Consider the following 12,287-nt stretch of genomic DNA (forward strand, 5'->3'; position numbering starts at 1 on the left):
TTCGCTTTCACGGTTTTTTTATTAAAAGATTTTAGCTAATTCTACTGCTTCTTTTGCTCCTGCAGAGATAATGTCTTTTGCTTGATCAGGTTTTGCGTTATGACCTTCTACGATAACCATTTCTGGCTCAGAGATACCGAAGTGAGCTAACACATTTTTTACATAGCTCAGGGACATTTCGAAGCTTTGCATTGGTCCGTCAGAGTAAATGCCACCGCGAGCATTAAGCAGGGCAATTTTTTTATCAGCAACTAAACCTACAGGGCCGTTTGCAGTGTATTTAAATGTTTTGCCAGCTTGATTTAAATAGAATAAGTATGTTAAAAATTGGGCTGGGATACTGAAGTTCCAAAGTGGGAACGCCATGACGATTTTGTCTGCAGCTAAAAATTGATCTAAGTAGCTGTTAGCAATATCAGCTAAGCGTTTTTCTTCTGGGCTTAGTGTTTCTCCAGCTGCTTCTTTATGTAATCCACTCATCATTGTTACATCATAATAAGGTAGATCCGCTTCAAATAAATCAAGTTCTGTTACATTATCGTCCGGATGGGACTTTTTGTATTCCGTTAGAAAGATTTCATATAGTGCCACGCTGACTGAGCGTTCGGCAGGTAAACCATTTGCTTTGATGAAAAGTACGTTTGTCATTACATCTTGCCTCCATTTTTTTTGAATTATCTATTAAGTGTAGCCCATTTTCACGATAAACAGCAAGTATATTGCTTACAAAAAATTAGCCGCTAATGTTTGAGCAGATATTTTGTGCTTTTGGAAAGGAAGCGTATAATAGTTGATATATCATTTGACGTATCAACTATGGGGGTGAAAACGCTGAAACCATGTACAGAACAATCTGAATTACTTTACCGGATGCACTTATTATCCAAGGAAATTAGCCATGTATTTGAACAACAAACGAATATGAGTTTTACGAAAGTAGAGATTCTATTTCATATTCAACAAACACCAGGTCAAAGTCAAAATCGACTACGAGAGAAGCTTTATATTGATTCGGCAAGTATTACCCGTCATTTGAAGCGAATGGAAGCGCAAGGGCTGATTGTTCGGAAAAAGCAAGATGAAAACAAACGCTATACGTATTTATTTTTAACATCAGCGGGTGAGGCGGAATTAGCCACTTTACTTTTGGAAAAAGAAAAATTTCAGAACGGGGCGCTAGAAGCCTTTTCAGAAGAAGAAGTTAGTGCGTTACTTAAATCAGTCACAAAAATGATGAATAATGTAGAGAAAATGGAGGAGAAGTAAAAATGAAAGCAGTTGTAATTGAAAATTATGGTGGCAAAGAAGAATTAAAAGAAAAAGAAGTAGCTATGCCAAAAGCGGGTAAAAATCAAGTGATTGTCAAAGAAGCAGCGACATCAATTAACCCAATTGATTGGAAACTTCGTGAAGGATACTTAAAACAAATGATGGACTGGGAATTCCCGATTATTTTAGGATGGGATGTAGCGGGTGTTATTTCCGAAGTTGGAGAAGGCGTAACAGATTGGAAAGTCGGCGATGAAGTATTCGCACGCCCTGAGACAACGCGTTTTGGTACGTATGCTGAATATACAGCGGTAGATGATCACTTGCTTGCACCACTTCCAGAAGGAATTAGTTTTGACGAAGCAGCATCGATTCCACTTGCAGGCTTAACTGCTTGGCAAGCATTGTTCGATCACGCGAAATTACAAAAAGGTGAAAAAGTCTTGATTCATGCTGGTGCTGGTGGTGTTGGGACGTTGGCGATTCAGCTTGCCAAACATGCAGGAGCAGAAGTAATCACAACAGCTAGTGCGAAAAACCATGAATTACTAAAATCTCTTGGCGCAGACCAAGTCATTGATTATAAAGAAGTTAATTTTAAAGATGTTCTTTCTGATATTGATGTGGTGTTCGATACAATGGGTGGTCAAATCGAAACAGATAGTTATGACGTATTAAAAGAAGGCACAGGGCGTTTAGTTAGTATCGTCGGTATTTCAAATGAAGAACGTGCGAAAGAAAAAAATGTAACAGCAACTGGAATTTGGTTGCAACCAAACGGCGAACAGCTGAAAGAACTTGGCAAATTGCTTGCTAATAAAACGGTTAAACCAATCGTCGGCGCAACTTTCCCATTCTCTGAAAAAGGTGTTTTTGATGCACATGCATTAAGCGAAACGCACCACGCGGTTGGAAAAATAGTCATTTCATTTAATAAATAAGATTTTCGGAAAGCTAGATGCTATCATCTAGCTTTTTTTGTTGTTTGCTGGAATAAGTTAGATGGGCTATAATAGCAAAAAAGGTGGTGTCTAGATGGAAATAAGAGAATTGAAGAATGGGCAAATAATGATGATTCGGGAAGCTACAAAAGAGGACTCTAGTAATATTATTACTTATTTAAATGAAGTAGCTGGTGAGACAGATTATTTATCATTTGGTCAAGGTGAGTTTGCGTTTAGTATAGCGGAAGAAGCTGAATACATAGAAGAAAATGATAAGAACCCAGGCTCTGTTATGTTGTTATGTTTTATTGATGATGAACTTGCGAGTATTTCTCAACTTATGGGGCATATGAAAAAGCGAGAATTACATACTTCTGAACTAGCTATTTCGATACGGAAGAAATATTGGGGTCTAGGTATTGGCACAATTTGCATGGGTGAATTAATAAAATACGCTAAAAGTAGCGAGTATTTAAAGCTTATCTATTTAGAAGCTGTATCAGAGAATAAACGCGCAATTAATTTGTACAAAAAATTTGGATTTATCGAAGCTGGTGAAATTCCAGCGTTAATGCAAGTGGACAGCCGTTATTTAGATGTAACCATGATGTATTTGGTTGTTTAGTCTTCAATAAGAAAGACTAGATCACTAACTACTTCTATATCACTAAGTTGCTTCGCGATAATATCGGCTCCAGTGTTAAGAAAAATAGCAATTTGACTAAGAATACGAAGGCTAATGTCAGAAGTACGAATATCTTTGTCAATAATTTTCTGTAAAGAGCCTTCTTTTAAGCGAGTATTGGATTCAACATCAGTGGTAGTAGTGTTATTATTTGCTAACAATTGTTCAATCGGATGCATCATTTCACCTCGTTTCAATAGTTAACTTTATGAATTAATTATAACTAAATTTGCTTCTTGGATAAACCATAAAGCCTTGAAAATTAAACAAAAAAGGGAGAAGCAAATGAATGATTTAAAAGACATTTTTAAAGTATTGTATCAGTTTAAGACAGATTATCTCAAAGTAACCTTATTATTAACAATCTTACAGGCATTTGTGATGGGGCCATTTATTTATTATTTCTTTTTCTTTATTCTCCGGGTCATCGGAGTGCCAGGAATTACAGATGCCAATCTTGGAGAAGTTTTTTCGAGTCCTGTTGCCGTTATTATGCTGCTGATTTTAGCTTTACTCATTTTACTGTTTATATATTATGAACTGGGTTTCTTTATAATGATGGCAATTTATCAATTGCGGGGAGAAAGCTATACCGTTTTCAAAATCATACAAAGACTCAATGTAAAAGCGAAATACTTTCTTAGTTATCAAGCAATTTATTTTCTGCTATATTTCTTTTTACTTTTGCCCATTGCAGGATTATCTTTACCAATTACGATAACAGAAAACCTCTATTTACCACATTTTATTACGGATGAATTAATGAAAACGACGACGGGAACGTGGCTGTATGTTATTGCAATTGCGATTATTTTCTATATTAGCGCCAGACTTGTGTTTGCTTTGCCCTATTTCATTGAAGACAAATCACTAAAAATAAGTGGGGCTATCCGAAAAAGTTGGAAATACCCGCAAAAAAACTTATTTTTCATGTTACTAAAATGGGTTTTAATAATTGTTGCGATTGGCTTTTTAGTATCGATTATCGCAACGATTATGATGTTGCCGCTTCTCTTAATAGAAAAAATAACTCCGGGAATTGCGGTGTTTATAGCGGGTATTACTTTAACCATACTACAAGTGATAGGTTTCTTTGCCGCTGGAATTTTTCAAGGAATCATTGCGCAATTATTAGTGAAGAACGCCTTTGCTATAGAAGGACAACCAGCACTTGTGACGCGCAACCAGTTCCCGCATAAAAAGCGATTTATTATTGTAGCGATAATCGTTTTCATTATTTTTAGTAGTTTTAATATTTATACAGTGAATGCGACTTTATATGAACCTAACACGAAAATAATCGCCCATCGAGGTGATACAATGAATGCTGTTGAAAATACGGTGGAAGCCATTGAATCAGCTGCTGAGGCTGGGGCAGATTACAGCGAAATTGATATTCAAGAAACCAAAGATCATCAGTTTGTCGTTTTCCATGATATGACACTGAGAAGACTTGCTGGCAGTTCTAAACGAGTAGCAGATATGACTTTAAACGAGTTGCAGCAAACTAAAGTGAAGAGTGGCGACTATTCGTCTCATATAGCTTCTTTCGATGAAATTATTAAGACGGCGAAAAGGAATAAGATAGATTTACTCGTGGAAGTGAAGTTGCATGGCGGGGAATCTAGCGATATGGTGGAACGACTTGTCACATTGTTAAAGAAAGAAAAAGTAACCGATAAATATCTAGTCCAATCGTTGGACCAACCAGTTATCGAAAAAATAGAACAAGCTGACCCTACGCTTGAAACTGGCATCATATTAGCGCTTAATATTGGAAACTTACCAAAAACATCTGCCGATTTTATTGTTTTAGAAGATTTTTCTATTAATAAACGATTACTTACACAAGCCAGACAAAATAATAAAAGGGTGTTTGTTTGGACGGTAAATAAAGAAAAACTAATGCAAATGTATTTGCGAAAGAATGTAGATGGAATCATTACCAATTATCCTAAAAAGGCGATAGAGCTTAGGGAATCTTTTAATGAAAATGATTCTTTGCGAAGTCGTATTGAAAATAGGTTAGGCTTTTAAATAAAAAGCCGCAAACAAGCACTGTTTGCGGCTGATTTTTATTTTAGTTCAAATGATTTTTTAACAGCGTTTTTGCTGAAACTAATTAATTCTTTTGCTTCTACATCGACTTTATTTTGTGTATCTTGTAGTTTATAAAGCTCAGTTACTTCTAAAGTTCCACCAGGTTGTACGTCTTTTTCAGAGCCGCCCATACTAGCATCAGCTGATACGGTTGTTTCTAACTGAGTGCCATTTTGAAAAGCTTGTTGATCAATAGCTACCATAAAAGAAATGTTTTCTTTGCTGTTATTTGTGAATTTAGTTTTAATTGCGATGGCATTGTTACCTTCAAAATCCTTAACTACTTCCGAACTAAGAATTTCTACTTTATAATCTCCAAGTTCATTTTGATTTGCTTTCTTTTTCGTCTCGGCTTTAGCTGTTTCTGTTTTTTCTGTACTTGCTTTATCCTCTGTCCCACCACATGCAGTTAATGCTAGGGCAAAAGTAACAATCCCCATTAATAGTAAAACGCTTTTCAATTTTTTCATTTTCTTCTCTCCTTCATTTTTTATCTGTCTCTATTAGACCATGTGGAGAGAATAAAAGTCCTATGCAGTGGGCATAGGACTAGGAAAAGATTTCATTATAAATACCATAAATACTTACACAAACGATAATATAAATGACAATACCTGCTTTTCTTGTACCAGGAGAGGATGATTTAAGTAAAGGTAATTTGGACCAAATACCACAAAGATTAGTAAAAATGACAAAAGCAGGAACGATAAGAAAGAAATTGTTAAAAAAGTTTACTATTGGCGACATTTTGACGCCCTCGGTTGGCGGGGTGAATAAACCAAATAGCAAGAATATATAACCTAATACGCCGACAATCATTTTCCAAGGTGTCCCTGTTCTAAAACCGGGAATATGTTTATACCATGGAACAAAGTCCTTTTCGTAATCCGCGGATACATTTTCCCAGTCAGATTCAGTAGAAAAATTATCTAACTCAGTAAAATCGGATAATTCAGAGACGTAGCTTGGGCCAAGTGAGTCGTTTTTGACGGCTGTCCTGAAATCTTGAATGGATTGATAACGCTGTTCAGGATCAAAGGCAGCTGCTTGCATCGCAATTTTTTCAAGCGAAGTGGCATGTTCTTTATCTGGTAAAGTATTTTTTCCTAATAAAAGTTCGAGCATAAGAACACCGATACTGTATATGTCCGACCTCACGTCTGTTTGTGAATAGCCGTATTGTTCGGGAGCAGCGTAACCGATTGTGCCGAGGTTGACAGTGTCTTGATTTTTACCGACTTCAAATACACGGGAAGCATCAAAATCAATTAATTTTAATACGCCGTCGCTAGATATCATAATGTTTGATGGCTTAATATCTCGGTGAATAATCGCATTAGCGTGTAATTCTGTAAGTGCATCAGATAGCATCAGCATTAACCGCGTAACTTCATCCGCATCAAACGTAGCATTTGCTTTCATTAAATCAGCCAAATTTTTTCCATTTATGTATTCTTCATAAACAATTAATTGATTGCCATTTGGAATCATCACTTCGATTTTTGGCAAATATTTACTAGATAAATCTTTAAGCTGTTCGATCACAGGGGCAAAACTGCTTGGAATTATTTTACGGACAAATAATTCTCCAGTAGATGTATTTCTCGTTAGCACAGCAGGGTTTTCTTTATTATTTAGATTATCTAATTCTTTGTATTGTTCTTCTATAAAAGCGAGTGTCATTTCTCCCATTTATCTAAAACCCCTTCTATACTTTATAGTAAAATTATAGCATGAAGCATAGTAGTCGGGTACATATTTCGTGCTATAATGAAAAAAACAGTCGGGGGTGTGCCTTATGGATGGGGAAAAAGAGACAAGTAAGTTACTTCATGAATTAAAAAAAGCGACCAATTTACGCCAAGTATTAGATGAAAACGAGGCGGAATTTAAATCAAGCGAAATGGTTACCTATTTAAAAGAATTATTAGCAGAGAAAAAATTAACAAAAGCAAGCGTCATTCGTGCGGCGAGACTCCATGAAACATATGGATACCAAATTTTCAGTGGCGTTAGAAGACCGTCACGCGACCGGACGATCGCTCTGTCTTTTGGATTTAAATTAACTGGTTTAGAAGCAAGTAGATTATTAAAATATACAGAATATCCACCTCTTTATGCAAAAAATCGGCGGGATGCGATTATTATTTTTGCGTTAGATCATGGTTATACGCTAGACCAAACGAATGATTCACTCTATGATTTAGAGGAAGCATTAATCGAAACATATAAAGAAGAAAAACCACTTATTTAGCTTTAACTAGAAATCGTGTATAATTTAGGGAGACCTAAATGATTGGAGACTAGTTATGATTAATGAACAAACAATTTTACAAGCAGCAACAAGTGAAAAAAACGCCGGAGATTTTCCTAAAGTAGTTCAAAGTTTTAAAGAATTAGGCGTAACTAAATATCAATTTTTAGTCGAAAAAGGTATTTATGTATTTTGGGATGAAATGGATAATCAAGTAGAATCCAAGTTAAATGGAGTTTCTATGCCAATCTCCGAAGAAATTTCACGCGACAGACTGAAAGATGCAATTAAACAAGCACAAGCGGGAAAAATAGATTTTGAAATATTTATTAAACTAGCTGGGCTAGCAGGTGTCAGACTGTGGGAAGCTGATTTATCTGCAATGAAAGTAACCTATATAGATAATACGGGAAATGATTTGATCGTGGAACCGATTCCGAGTATTTAAAATGCAAAAGACAATAACTTATTGTCTTTTTTTAGTACTTTTAAATTTTGGAAATATGTTATGCTGAAACAGTTGAAAGAAGAGAGGTAAAGTATAATGGATATAATTACGTACTTTCTAATTGCACTAAGTACAAGTGTGGTAGGGAGTTTTTTAGGAATAGGTGGCGGAGTTATTCTTTTGCCAATTCTACTCTTAATGGGTGTTTCTCAAGGAACAGCAGCATTTAGTTCGGCTCTTACTGTGTTCACGATGGCGATTTTCACTTGTAGTATTTATTACAAGAGAAAGCAAGGGAATGTAGGCTTGGCACTGAAAATTGCCGTAACTAGTATTCCAACGACTTTTCTTGGCGCAATGGTGAATCAAATGTTGCCTGAAGCAGTCTATCGCTTTTTGTATGGAGCATTAATCGTTGTTTTACTAGGGATAATGATTTGGAAAAAGAAACGACATAATGAAAAACCACATTTTTTAAGTGAATATCGGATAATTCCATATGTATTCGGTGTAATTATCGGTTTTTTAGCTGGCTTATTTGGTATTGGTGGCGGGCCAATCGTTATACCAATTTTGCTGTTAATTTTCATGTTGAATCAAAAAACAGCATCAGCGACATCCAGTTATGTGACATTACTGACGTCCCTTGCAAGTATCGGTTCCTATGCAATCATTGGTGGAAGTGACTTTTCGATTGGTATTTACATGATACCAGGGGCCATCATCGGTGCGCTAATTGGCACAAGATTAAATAAACTCCTGGATGAAAAATGGATTGCGATTCTATTCAATGTTTTACTTATCGCCCTTTTTGCTTTAAATTTAATTAAGATTTAACCTCGGACAAGCTATGAATGTAGCTTGTTTTTTTGTTGTCATGGCTTGTTTTATGTTAAGCTTAGAGAGAGTAGGAGGGTTTAAGATGAAAAGAAGTTGGCCAGATTTTGCTGCATTTTTACTGACAATCCTAACTGTAACTTGGATAATATTAACATGGGGATTACATATTTCTGACATTGTACCAGGAGGAGAAAAAGGCGTTTGGTATAAATTAATTCCACTCTTTTTAGGAATAATTTCAACAATAAGTGTCTTTTTTGTGAAAGAAAAACTAGTAAAATGGATTCTGCTAGGTTTTAACATATTATTACTAATTTTAATTTATTTTGTGTACCATATTGGGGAAATTGGGATGTTTTAATAGGGGGATTGATAGAATGGATGAGCCAACCAAAGCAGTGATCTATCAAATTTTATCTAAAACAGAAGAACAAAATGCGACGATGGATCATTTGGTTTTCGAAATGATGCAATTCCCTGGTGCCGCGGCTTTTACTAAGAATGAATTGCTGTTTGGCATTTATTGGCTAGAAACGTATCATTATATTTTTCGAATGAATGAAAATCAAAAGACGAGATATTACCGAACAGAAAAAGGGCACGAAAAATTAGCAGAGCTAGAACTTTTAAAAAAGAATAGTAAAAAAACAACTTGATTTTCCGGGAAATCAAGTTGTTTTTTATTATAAATATTTAGCCATTGTAATATCAGTGTTTTGAAAACCAACTTTATTATATAAGCCGATAGCTGTTTGATTGTGCGCAAATACATGTAGTTCGATTTTTGTAATTTGCATTTCTTTCGCAAGCGCATCTAATGCTTCTAAAGTTTTTGTTCCGAATCCTTTACCACGGAATGCTTCGAAAATCACAAAATCATAAATGAAAGCATGTTTACCAGAGCGAGTTTCGTCCACATGGAACCAAATATAACCGATTTTTTCGCCTGAGATAATGCTGTAGAGATATTCATTTGGTGTAGTAATTCCGTCATATAGCAATTTGTTGAAAGAGTCTTGGGATTTAGCTAAGGCTTCTTCTTCATCCCATGTGCCGGCCTCAACTTTTTCATTTGCGTAATCTGTAATGGCTGTAGATAAAAAATCTTCTAAATCAGAAGCAGTCATAGTTTGTAAATGTAAAATAAAAATTCCTCCTTATGCTTTATGAAAACTTGCGTACTGAATGAATTTGCGTGACATGGCAATATGACCAGCCTCGTTTGGATGAATACCGTCAGCACAGAGCAAATTTTCATAATGAAATTCAGCGAGAAAACTATCACGGACATCAATAATATGGCTACCAGTTTCGGCTGCGATGCGCGAAATCGTATTGCTATATCGTTCCTGCCAGCGATAAATCATCTCTACATCGCCACCTAAAAACTGCAAAATATTATCTTTATTTAGTCCATTTCTCGTAATGAATTCAAAATAACGTTTTGCGTGAAGGGGAGGCAATGTCATTAAAATGGGTTTAATATCCAGTTTTTTTAGTCGTGCAATCATTTCAAGTAATTGCGTTTCAAAAATGTTAAGTGGGGTGCTAGGAATGTGCTCAGCTGTCGGATTTTCGGAAACTTCCGTCCAGTTAAAATCACAATCATTTCCGCCAAATTCGATAATGGCGATATCATTTGTTGCATCTTTTGCTAAGTCTTTTGTTAGAATTTCATGGCCTTTAGTTATCGTACGACCCATTGTGGAATGATTTTGAAAAGTCAGGCCAAGTTTTTCGGATGCTCGTTTAATGCAGTTGTTTTTAAGCAATGTATAGCGATTTTTTTCAGGGTTGAAAAGAACGCCTTTCATAATACTATCGCCCCAAACACCAACTGACTGAATGGTTTTCTTCATAATCATCACTCCTTTTATTAATCATACCACAAAAAAAGCGAAAGGCGCGATTAGTTCGTTAAGAAAAAATCACGCCTCACGCTTTTATTTAGTTGCTTTGTATAAATAGATTTTCCAGTAAGAATCCTTATTATCGAAGGCTTTTTCGAACTGGAGTCCGACTTCTGAAGCATTATCAATCGGAACGGCTGATAGAATATACTCGCCGCCAACCTTTTTAAATGCCTCTGAATTAAAATCTAACTGTTTAATGTGTTTTTTCGAATCCTTGCCGAAATCGTAGTTTTTACCTAATTCGGCAGAAAATATATAACAACGATTACCCCAATTATCATAATAATCTTCTAAAACAGGACTCTTGTCTAGCTCACCAGCAATAATTTTTCGGAAAGCCCTTTTATAAGCAAGAGGATAGGAATTCACATAGCCATCGACAGTATAAAAGCCACTTTCTTGGGAAACAGACGGGTGCAGACCAATACTTCCGACACGGTAACTTGACTGCGGTTTACCAATATAATCTTTAATTTCTTCCATTTGCTCCGTGGCGTAAAATTGATTAATGCTTGGCGAGCCATTTCCAGTGCGGTAGTAAATCTCAGAGTTATTAGCGAAAACAACAACAAGCTGCAGCGCAACTACCACATAAGCTAACTTTCGCCACCAATTTCCTTTTTTTATTAAATAAACAATCGCAAGTGCAAACAGTCCATAAAATAAAAACGGTTGTAAAAAATGGAAGCGCGAAAAGTTAAATGTCCGCATGATTTCCACGTGTTCTTTGATTACATTCCAACCACGATACCACCAAAATCCATACCAAAAAGATAAGAATAAATTAAAGCCAAATAGCCATAAAAACAGTTTTTCTTTGCCCCATTCACGTTTGATAATAATGAGTGCAAGTACAAGGAGTAATACAGGTATAATAACAAATCCAGCCAGTGCCTGGTCATGCGTGTGTCCTATAATGAAATTTTTAAAGCTAAGTCGGATAGAACTTAAAAATGATAACTCTGGTAGACTAAATTCGCTCCTTGAATCCGGTTCGGGGTGCAAAAACATTGCATAAATAAAACGATAATTTACAAGTGCATACAGAAGCGTCATATAAAGCATGCTAAGTAAAAATCGAATATTCACTTGTTTTTTCTTGAAAACATCGTACAACCAAATACATCCAACCATTACTAAAAAGAAACAAAATCCTAATATTAAACTAGAATAAAATGGAAGCAACGTCAGTATAACCACATTCCAAATTCGCCGTTTATTATTCCTAATATTTAAAAATGCCCATAGAGCAAGCGGCATTCCAAGCGTACTCAACATCCCTGATGGCCAAAATGGTGTTAGCGCAAAAGCTAAGGAAACAAAATAAAGTGGCACGAGATATTTTTTATCTTTAATAAGGTAATCCCTTGCCCATAAAAATAATCCTAAAAATGCAAATACACGTGTAATTAACTGACTCATCGCAAAGGCAATGGGTGTGCTGAAAATCATGTAAAGCCAATCAATCCCAACAAACTCTGAATCAAATGAATCTCTGGGGACGCTGTCATCCATTATTTGATCTATATTTGCTGTCCCGACTTTAGCGGTATAATCCCCGCTATCCAAAACCATTTTGTACCAAGTTACATTAGAATCCAAGTTATCATGAATCCTTACATGACTGTTCCCGCCAAGAATAAATAATGGAGCGACATAAATTACCAATAATAATACAGCAATAATTAGCCACTTATGCTTTTTCCACATAGTTCTCCTCCTTCATTATCTCTACTATATATGTACCCGAGAAAACTATTTTCAATTATATCAAAGGAAACCAGGTTTGTTCATTAAAAAAGGTATAATTTTAACATTTTTTTGCGTGTGATTG

Annotated in this window: 16 protein-coding genes; 9 read left to right on the plus strand and 7 right to left on the minus strand. The window is 35.7% G+C overall.

Annotated elements, in window-relative coordinates; genetic code table 11:
• Positions 1 to 21: 21 nt before the first annotated feature.
• The gene (locus LMOATCC19117_RS03265) at positions 22 to 648 is read right to left on the minus strand and encodes an FMN-dependent NADH-azoreductase (RefSeq protein WP_003724354.1); all 627 of its coding nucleotides are present in this window, start codon (positions 646 to 648) and stop codon (positions 22 to 24) included.
• Positions 649 to 816: 168 nt separating this feature from the next.
• Here LMOATCC19117_RS03265 and LMOATCC19117_RS03270 point away from each other — a divergent pair, with 168 nt between their 5' ends.
• The 3 genes from LMOATCC19117_RS03270 to LMOATCC19117_RS03280 all read left to right on the plus strand — a co-directional run bounded on the left by LMOATCC19117_RS03270 (position 817) and on the right by LMOATCC19117_RS03280 (position 2,838).
• Positions 817 to 1,266, plus strand: a complete 450-nt coding sequence (locus LMOATCC19117_RS03270; RefSeq protein ID WP_003741674.1) for a MarR family winged helix-turn-helix transcriptional regulator — start codon at positions 817 to 819, stop codon at positions 1,264 to 1,266.
• 2 nt (positions 1,267 to 1,268) lie between these two features.
• Positions 1,269 to 2,210, plus strand: a complete 942-nt coding sequence (locus LMOATCC19117_RS03275; protein WP_003724356.1) for an NADP-dependent oxidoreductase — start codon at positions 1,269 to 1,271, stop codon at positions 2,208 to 2,210.
• Positions 2,211 to 2,304: 94 nt separating this feature from the next.
• The gene (locus LMOATCC19117_RS03280) at positions 2,305 to 2,838 is read left to right on the plus strand and encodes a GNAT family N-acetyltransferase (protein WP_003727251.1); all 534 of its coding nucleotides are present in this window, start codon (positions 2,305 to 2,307) and stop codon (positions 2,836 to 2,838) included.
• On the opposite strand, the gene LMOATCC19117_RS03285 is transcribed toward LMOATCC19117_RS03280, so the two are convergent.
• The gene (locus LMOATCC19117_RS03285; RefSeq protein WP_003734462.1) at positions 2,835 to 3,077 is read right to left on the minus strand and encodes a hypothetical protein; all 243 of its coding nucleotides are present in this window, start codon (positions 3,075 to 3,077) and stop codon (positions 2,835 to 2,837) included. The genes LMOATCC19117_RS03280 and LMOATCC19117_RS03285 overlap by 4 nt on opposite strands.
• A gap of 106 nt (positions 3,078 to 3,183) precedes the next feature.
• Between LMOATCC19117_RS03285 and LMOATCC19117_RS03290 the strand changes: the two genes are divergently transcribed.
• The gene (locus LMOATCC19117_RS03290; RefSeq protein ID WP_003734461.1) at positions 3,184 to 4,935 is read left to right on the plus strand and encodes a glycerophosphoryl diester phosphodiesterase membrane domain-containing protein; all 1,752 of its coding nucleotides are present in this window, start codon (positions 3,184 to 3,186) and stop codon (positions 4,933 to 4,935) included.
• Positions 4,936 to 4,973: 38 nt separating this feature from the next.
• Here the strand turns inward: LMOATCC19117_RS03290 and LMOATCC19117_RS03295 are convergent, their stop codons facing one another.
• Entirely contained in the window at positions 4,974 to 5,468 is a 495-nt protein-coding gene (locus LMOATCC19117_RS03295) for a DUF5067 domain-containing protein (RefSeq protein ID WP_003734460.1), read from the minus strand.
• 79 nt (positions 5,469 to 5,547) lie between these two features.
• Positions 5,548 to 6,690 (minus strand): serine/threonine-protein kinase, encoded by a 1,143-nt coding sequence (locus LMOATCC19117_RS03300; protein ID WP_003724361.1) that lies wholly within the window; start codon positions 6,688 to 6,690, stop codon positions 5,548 to 5,550.
• Positions 6,691 to 6,796: 106 nt separating this feature from the next.
• Here LMOATCC19117_RS03300 and LMOATCC19117_RS03305 point away from each other — a divergent pair, with 106 nt between their 5' ends.
• The 5 genes from LMOATCC19117_RS03305 to LMOATCC19117_RS03325 all read left to right on the plus strand — a co-directional run bounded on the left by LMOATCC19117_RS03305 (position 6,797) and on the right by LMOATCC19117_RS03325 (position 9,196).
• Entirely contained in the window at positions 6,797 to 7,252 is a 456-nt protein-coding gene (locus LMOATCC19117_RS03305) for a hypothetical protein (protein ID WP_003724362.1), read from the plus strand.
• Positions 7,253 to 7,307: 55 nt separating this feature from the next.
• Positions 7,308 to 7,700 carry a DUF1398 domain-containing protein gene (locus tag LMOATCC19117_RS03310; RefSeq protein WP_003724363.1) on the plus strand — a complete coding sequence of 131 codons (393 nt, stop codon included), beginning with the start codon at positions 7,308 to 7,310 and terminating at the stop codon, positions 7,698 to 7,700.
• Between the two features lie 96 nt (positions 7,701 to 7,796).
• Positions 7,797 to 8,537 carry a sulfite exporter TauE/SafE family protein gene (locus tag LMOATCC19117_RS03315; RefSeq protein ID WP_003724364.1) on the plus strand — a complete coding sequence of 247 codons (741 nt, stop codon included), beginning with the start codon at positions 7,797 to 7,799 and terminating at the stop codon, positions 8,535 to 8,537.
• An 85-nt stretch (positions 8,538 to 8,622) separates the two neighbouring features.
• Positions 8,623 to 8,901, plus strand: a complete 279-nt coding sequence (locus LMOATCC19117_RS03320; RefSeq protein WP_003727247.1) for a hypothetical protein — start codon at positions 8,623 to 8,625, stop codon at positions 8,899 to 8,901.
• Positions 8,902 to 8,917: 16 nt separating this feature from the next.
• A complete protein-coding gene (locus tag LMOATCC19117_RS03325) occupies positions 8,918 to 9,196 on the plus strand; it encodes a DUF3116 family protein (protein ID WP_003724366.1) in 279 nt (92 codons plus the stop codon).
• A 27-nt stretch (positions 9,197 to 9,223) separates the two neighbouring features.
• On the opposite strand, the gene LMOATCC19117_RS03330 is transcribed toward LMOATCC19117_RS03325, so the two are convergent.
• The 3 genes from LMOATCC19117_RS03330 to LMOATCC19117_RS03340 form a co-directional block, all read right to left on the minus strand.
• The gene (locus tag LMOATCC19117_RS03330) at positions 9,224 to 9,667 is read right to left on the minus strand and encodes a GNAT family N-acetyltransferase (protein ID WP_003724367.1); all 444 of its coding nucleotides are present in this window, start codon (positions 9,665 to 9,667) and stop codon (positions 9,224 to 9,226) included.
• 30 nt (positions 9,668 to 9,697) lie between these two features.
• Positions 9,698 to 10,399, minus strand: a complete 702-nt coding sequence (locus tag LMOATCC19117_RS03335) for an SGNH/GDSL hydrolase family protein (protein ID WP_003727246.1) — start codon at positions 10,397 to 10,399, stop codon at positions 9,698 to 9,700.
• Positions 10,400 to 10,483: 84 nt separating this feature from the next.
• On the minus strand, positions 10,484 to 12,163 hold the full coding sequence (locus LMOATCC19117_RS03340) for a DUF6044 family protein (protein WP_003734458.1): 1,680 nt from the start codon (positions 12,161 to 12,163) through the stop codon (positions 10,484 to 10,486).
• Positions 12,164 to 12,287 lie beyond the last annotated feature (124 nt).

This window comes from Listeria monocytogenes ATCC 19117, from assembly GCF_000307025.1.
GTDB classification, from domain to species: Bacteria; Bacillota; Bacilli; order Lactobacillales; family Listeriaceae; genus Listeria; species Listeria monocytogenes_B.

Coding starts and splice junctions, on each gene's coding strand:
- LMOATCC19117_RS03290 (WP_003734461.1), top strand. CDS start 3,184: ATGAATGATTTAAAAGACATTTTTAAAGTATTGTATCAGTTTAAGACA.
- LMOATCC19117_RS03280 (WP_003727251.1), top strand. CDS start 2,305: ATGGAAATAAGAGAATTGAAGAATGGGCAAATAATGATGATTCGGGAA.
- LMOATCC19117_RS03325 (WP_003724366.1), top strand. CDS start 8,918: ATGGATGAGCCAACCAAAGCAGTGATCTATCAAATTTTATCTAAAACA.
- LMOATCC19117_RS03315 (WP_003724364.1), top strand. CDS start 7,797: ATGGATATAATTACGTACTTTCTAATTGCACTAAGTACAAGTGTGGTA.
- LMOATCC19117_RS03275 (WP_003724356.1), top strand. CDS start 1,269: ATGAAAGCAGTTGTAATTGAAAATTATGGTGGCAAAGAAGAATTAAAA.
- LMOATCC19117_RS03330 (WP_003724367.1), bottom strand. CDS start 9,667: ATGACTGCTTCTGATTTAGAAGATTTTTTATCTACAGCCATTACAGAT.
- LMOATCC19117_RS03295 (WP_003734460.1), bottom strand. CDS start 5,468: ATGAAAAAATTGAAAAGCGTTTTACTATTAATGGGGATTGTTACTTTT.
- LMOATCC19117_RS03300 (WP_003724361.1), bottom strand. CDS start 6,690: ATGGGAGAAATGACACTCGCTTTTATAGAAGAACAATACAAAGAATTA.
- LMOATCC19117_RS03320 (WP_003727247.1), top strand. CDS start 8,623: ATGAAAAGAAGTTGGCCAGATTTTGCTGCATTTTTACTGACAATCCTA.
- LMOATCC19117_RS03305 (WP_003724362.1), top strand. CDS start 6,797: ATGGATGGGGAAAAAGAGACAAGTAAGTTACTTCATGAATTAAAAAAA.
- LMOATCC19117_RS03270 (WP_003741674.1), top strand. CDS start 817: ATGGGGGTGAAAACGCTGAAACCATGTACAGAACAATCTGAATTACTT.
- LMOATCC19117_RS03265 (WP_003724354.1), bottom strand. CDS start 648: ATGACAAACGTACTTTTCATCAAAGCAAATGGTTTACCTGCCGAACGC.
- LMOATCC19117_RS03335 (WP_003727246.1), bottom strand. CDS start 10,399: ATGAAGAAAACCATTCAGTCAGTTGGTGTTTGGGGCGATAGTATTATG.
- LMOATCC19117_RS03340 (WP_003734458.1), bottom strand. CDS start 12,163: ATGTGGAAAAAGCATAAGTGGCTAATTATTGCTGTATTATTATTGGTA.
- LMOATCC19117_RS03285 (WP_003734462.1), bottom strand. CDS start 3,077: ATGCATCCGATTGAACAATTGTTAGCAAATAATAACACTACTACCACT.
- LMOATCC19117_RS03310 (WP_003724363.1), top strand. CDS start 7,308: ATGATTAATGAACAAACAATTTTACAAGCAGCAACAAGTGAAAAAAAC.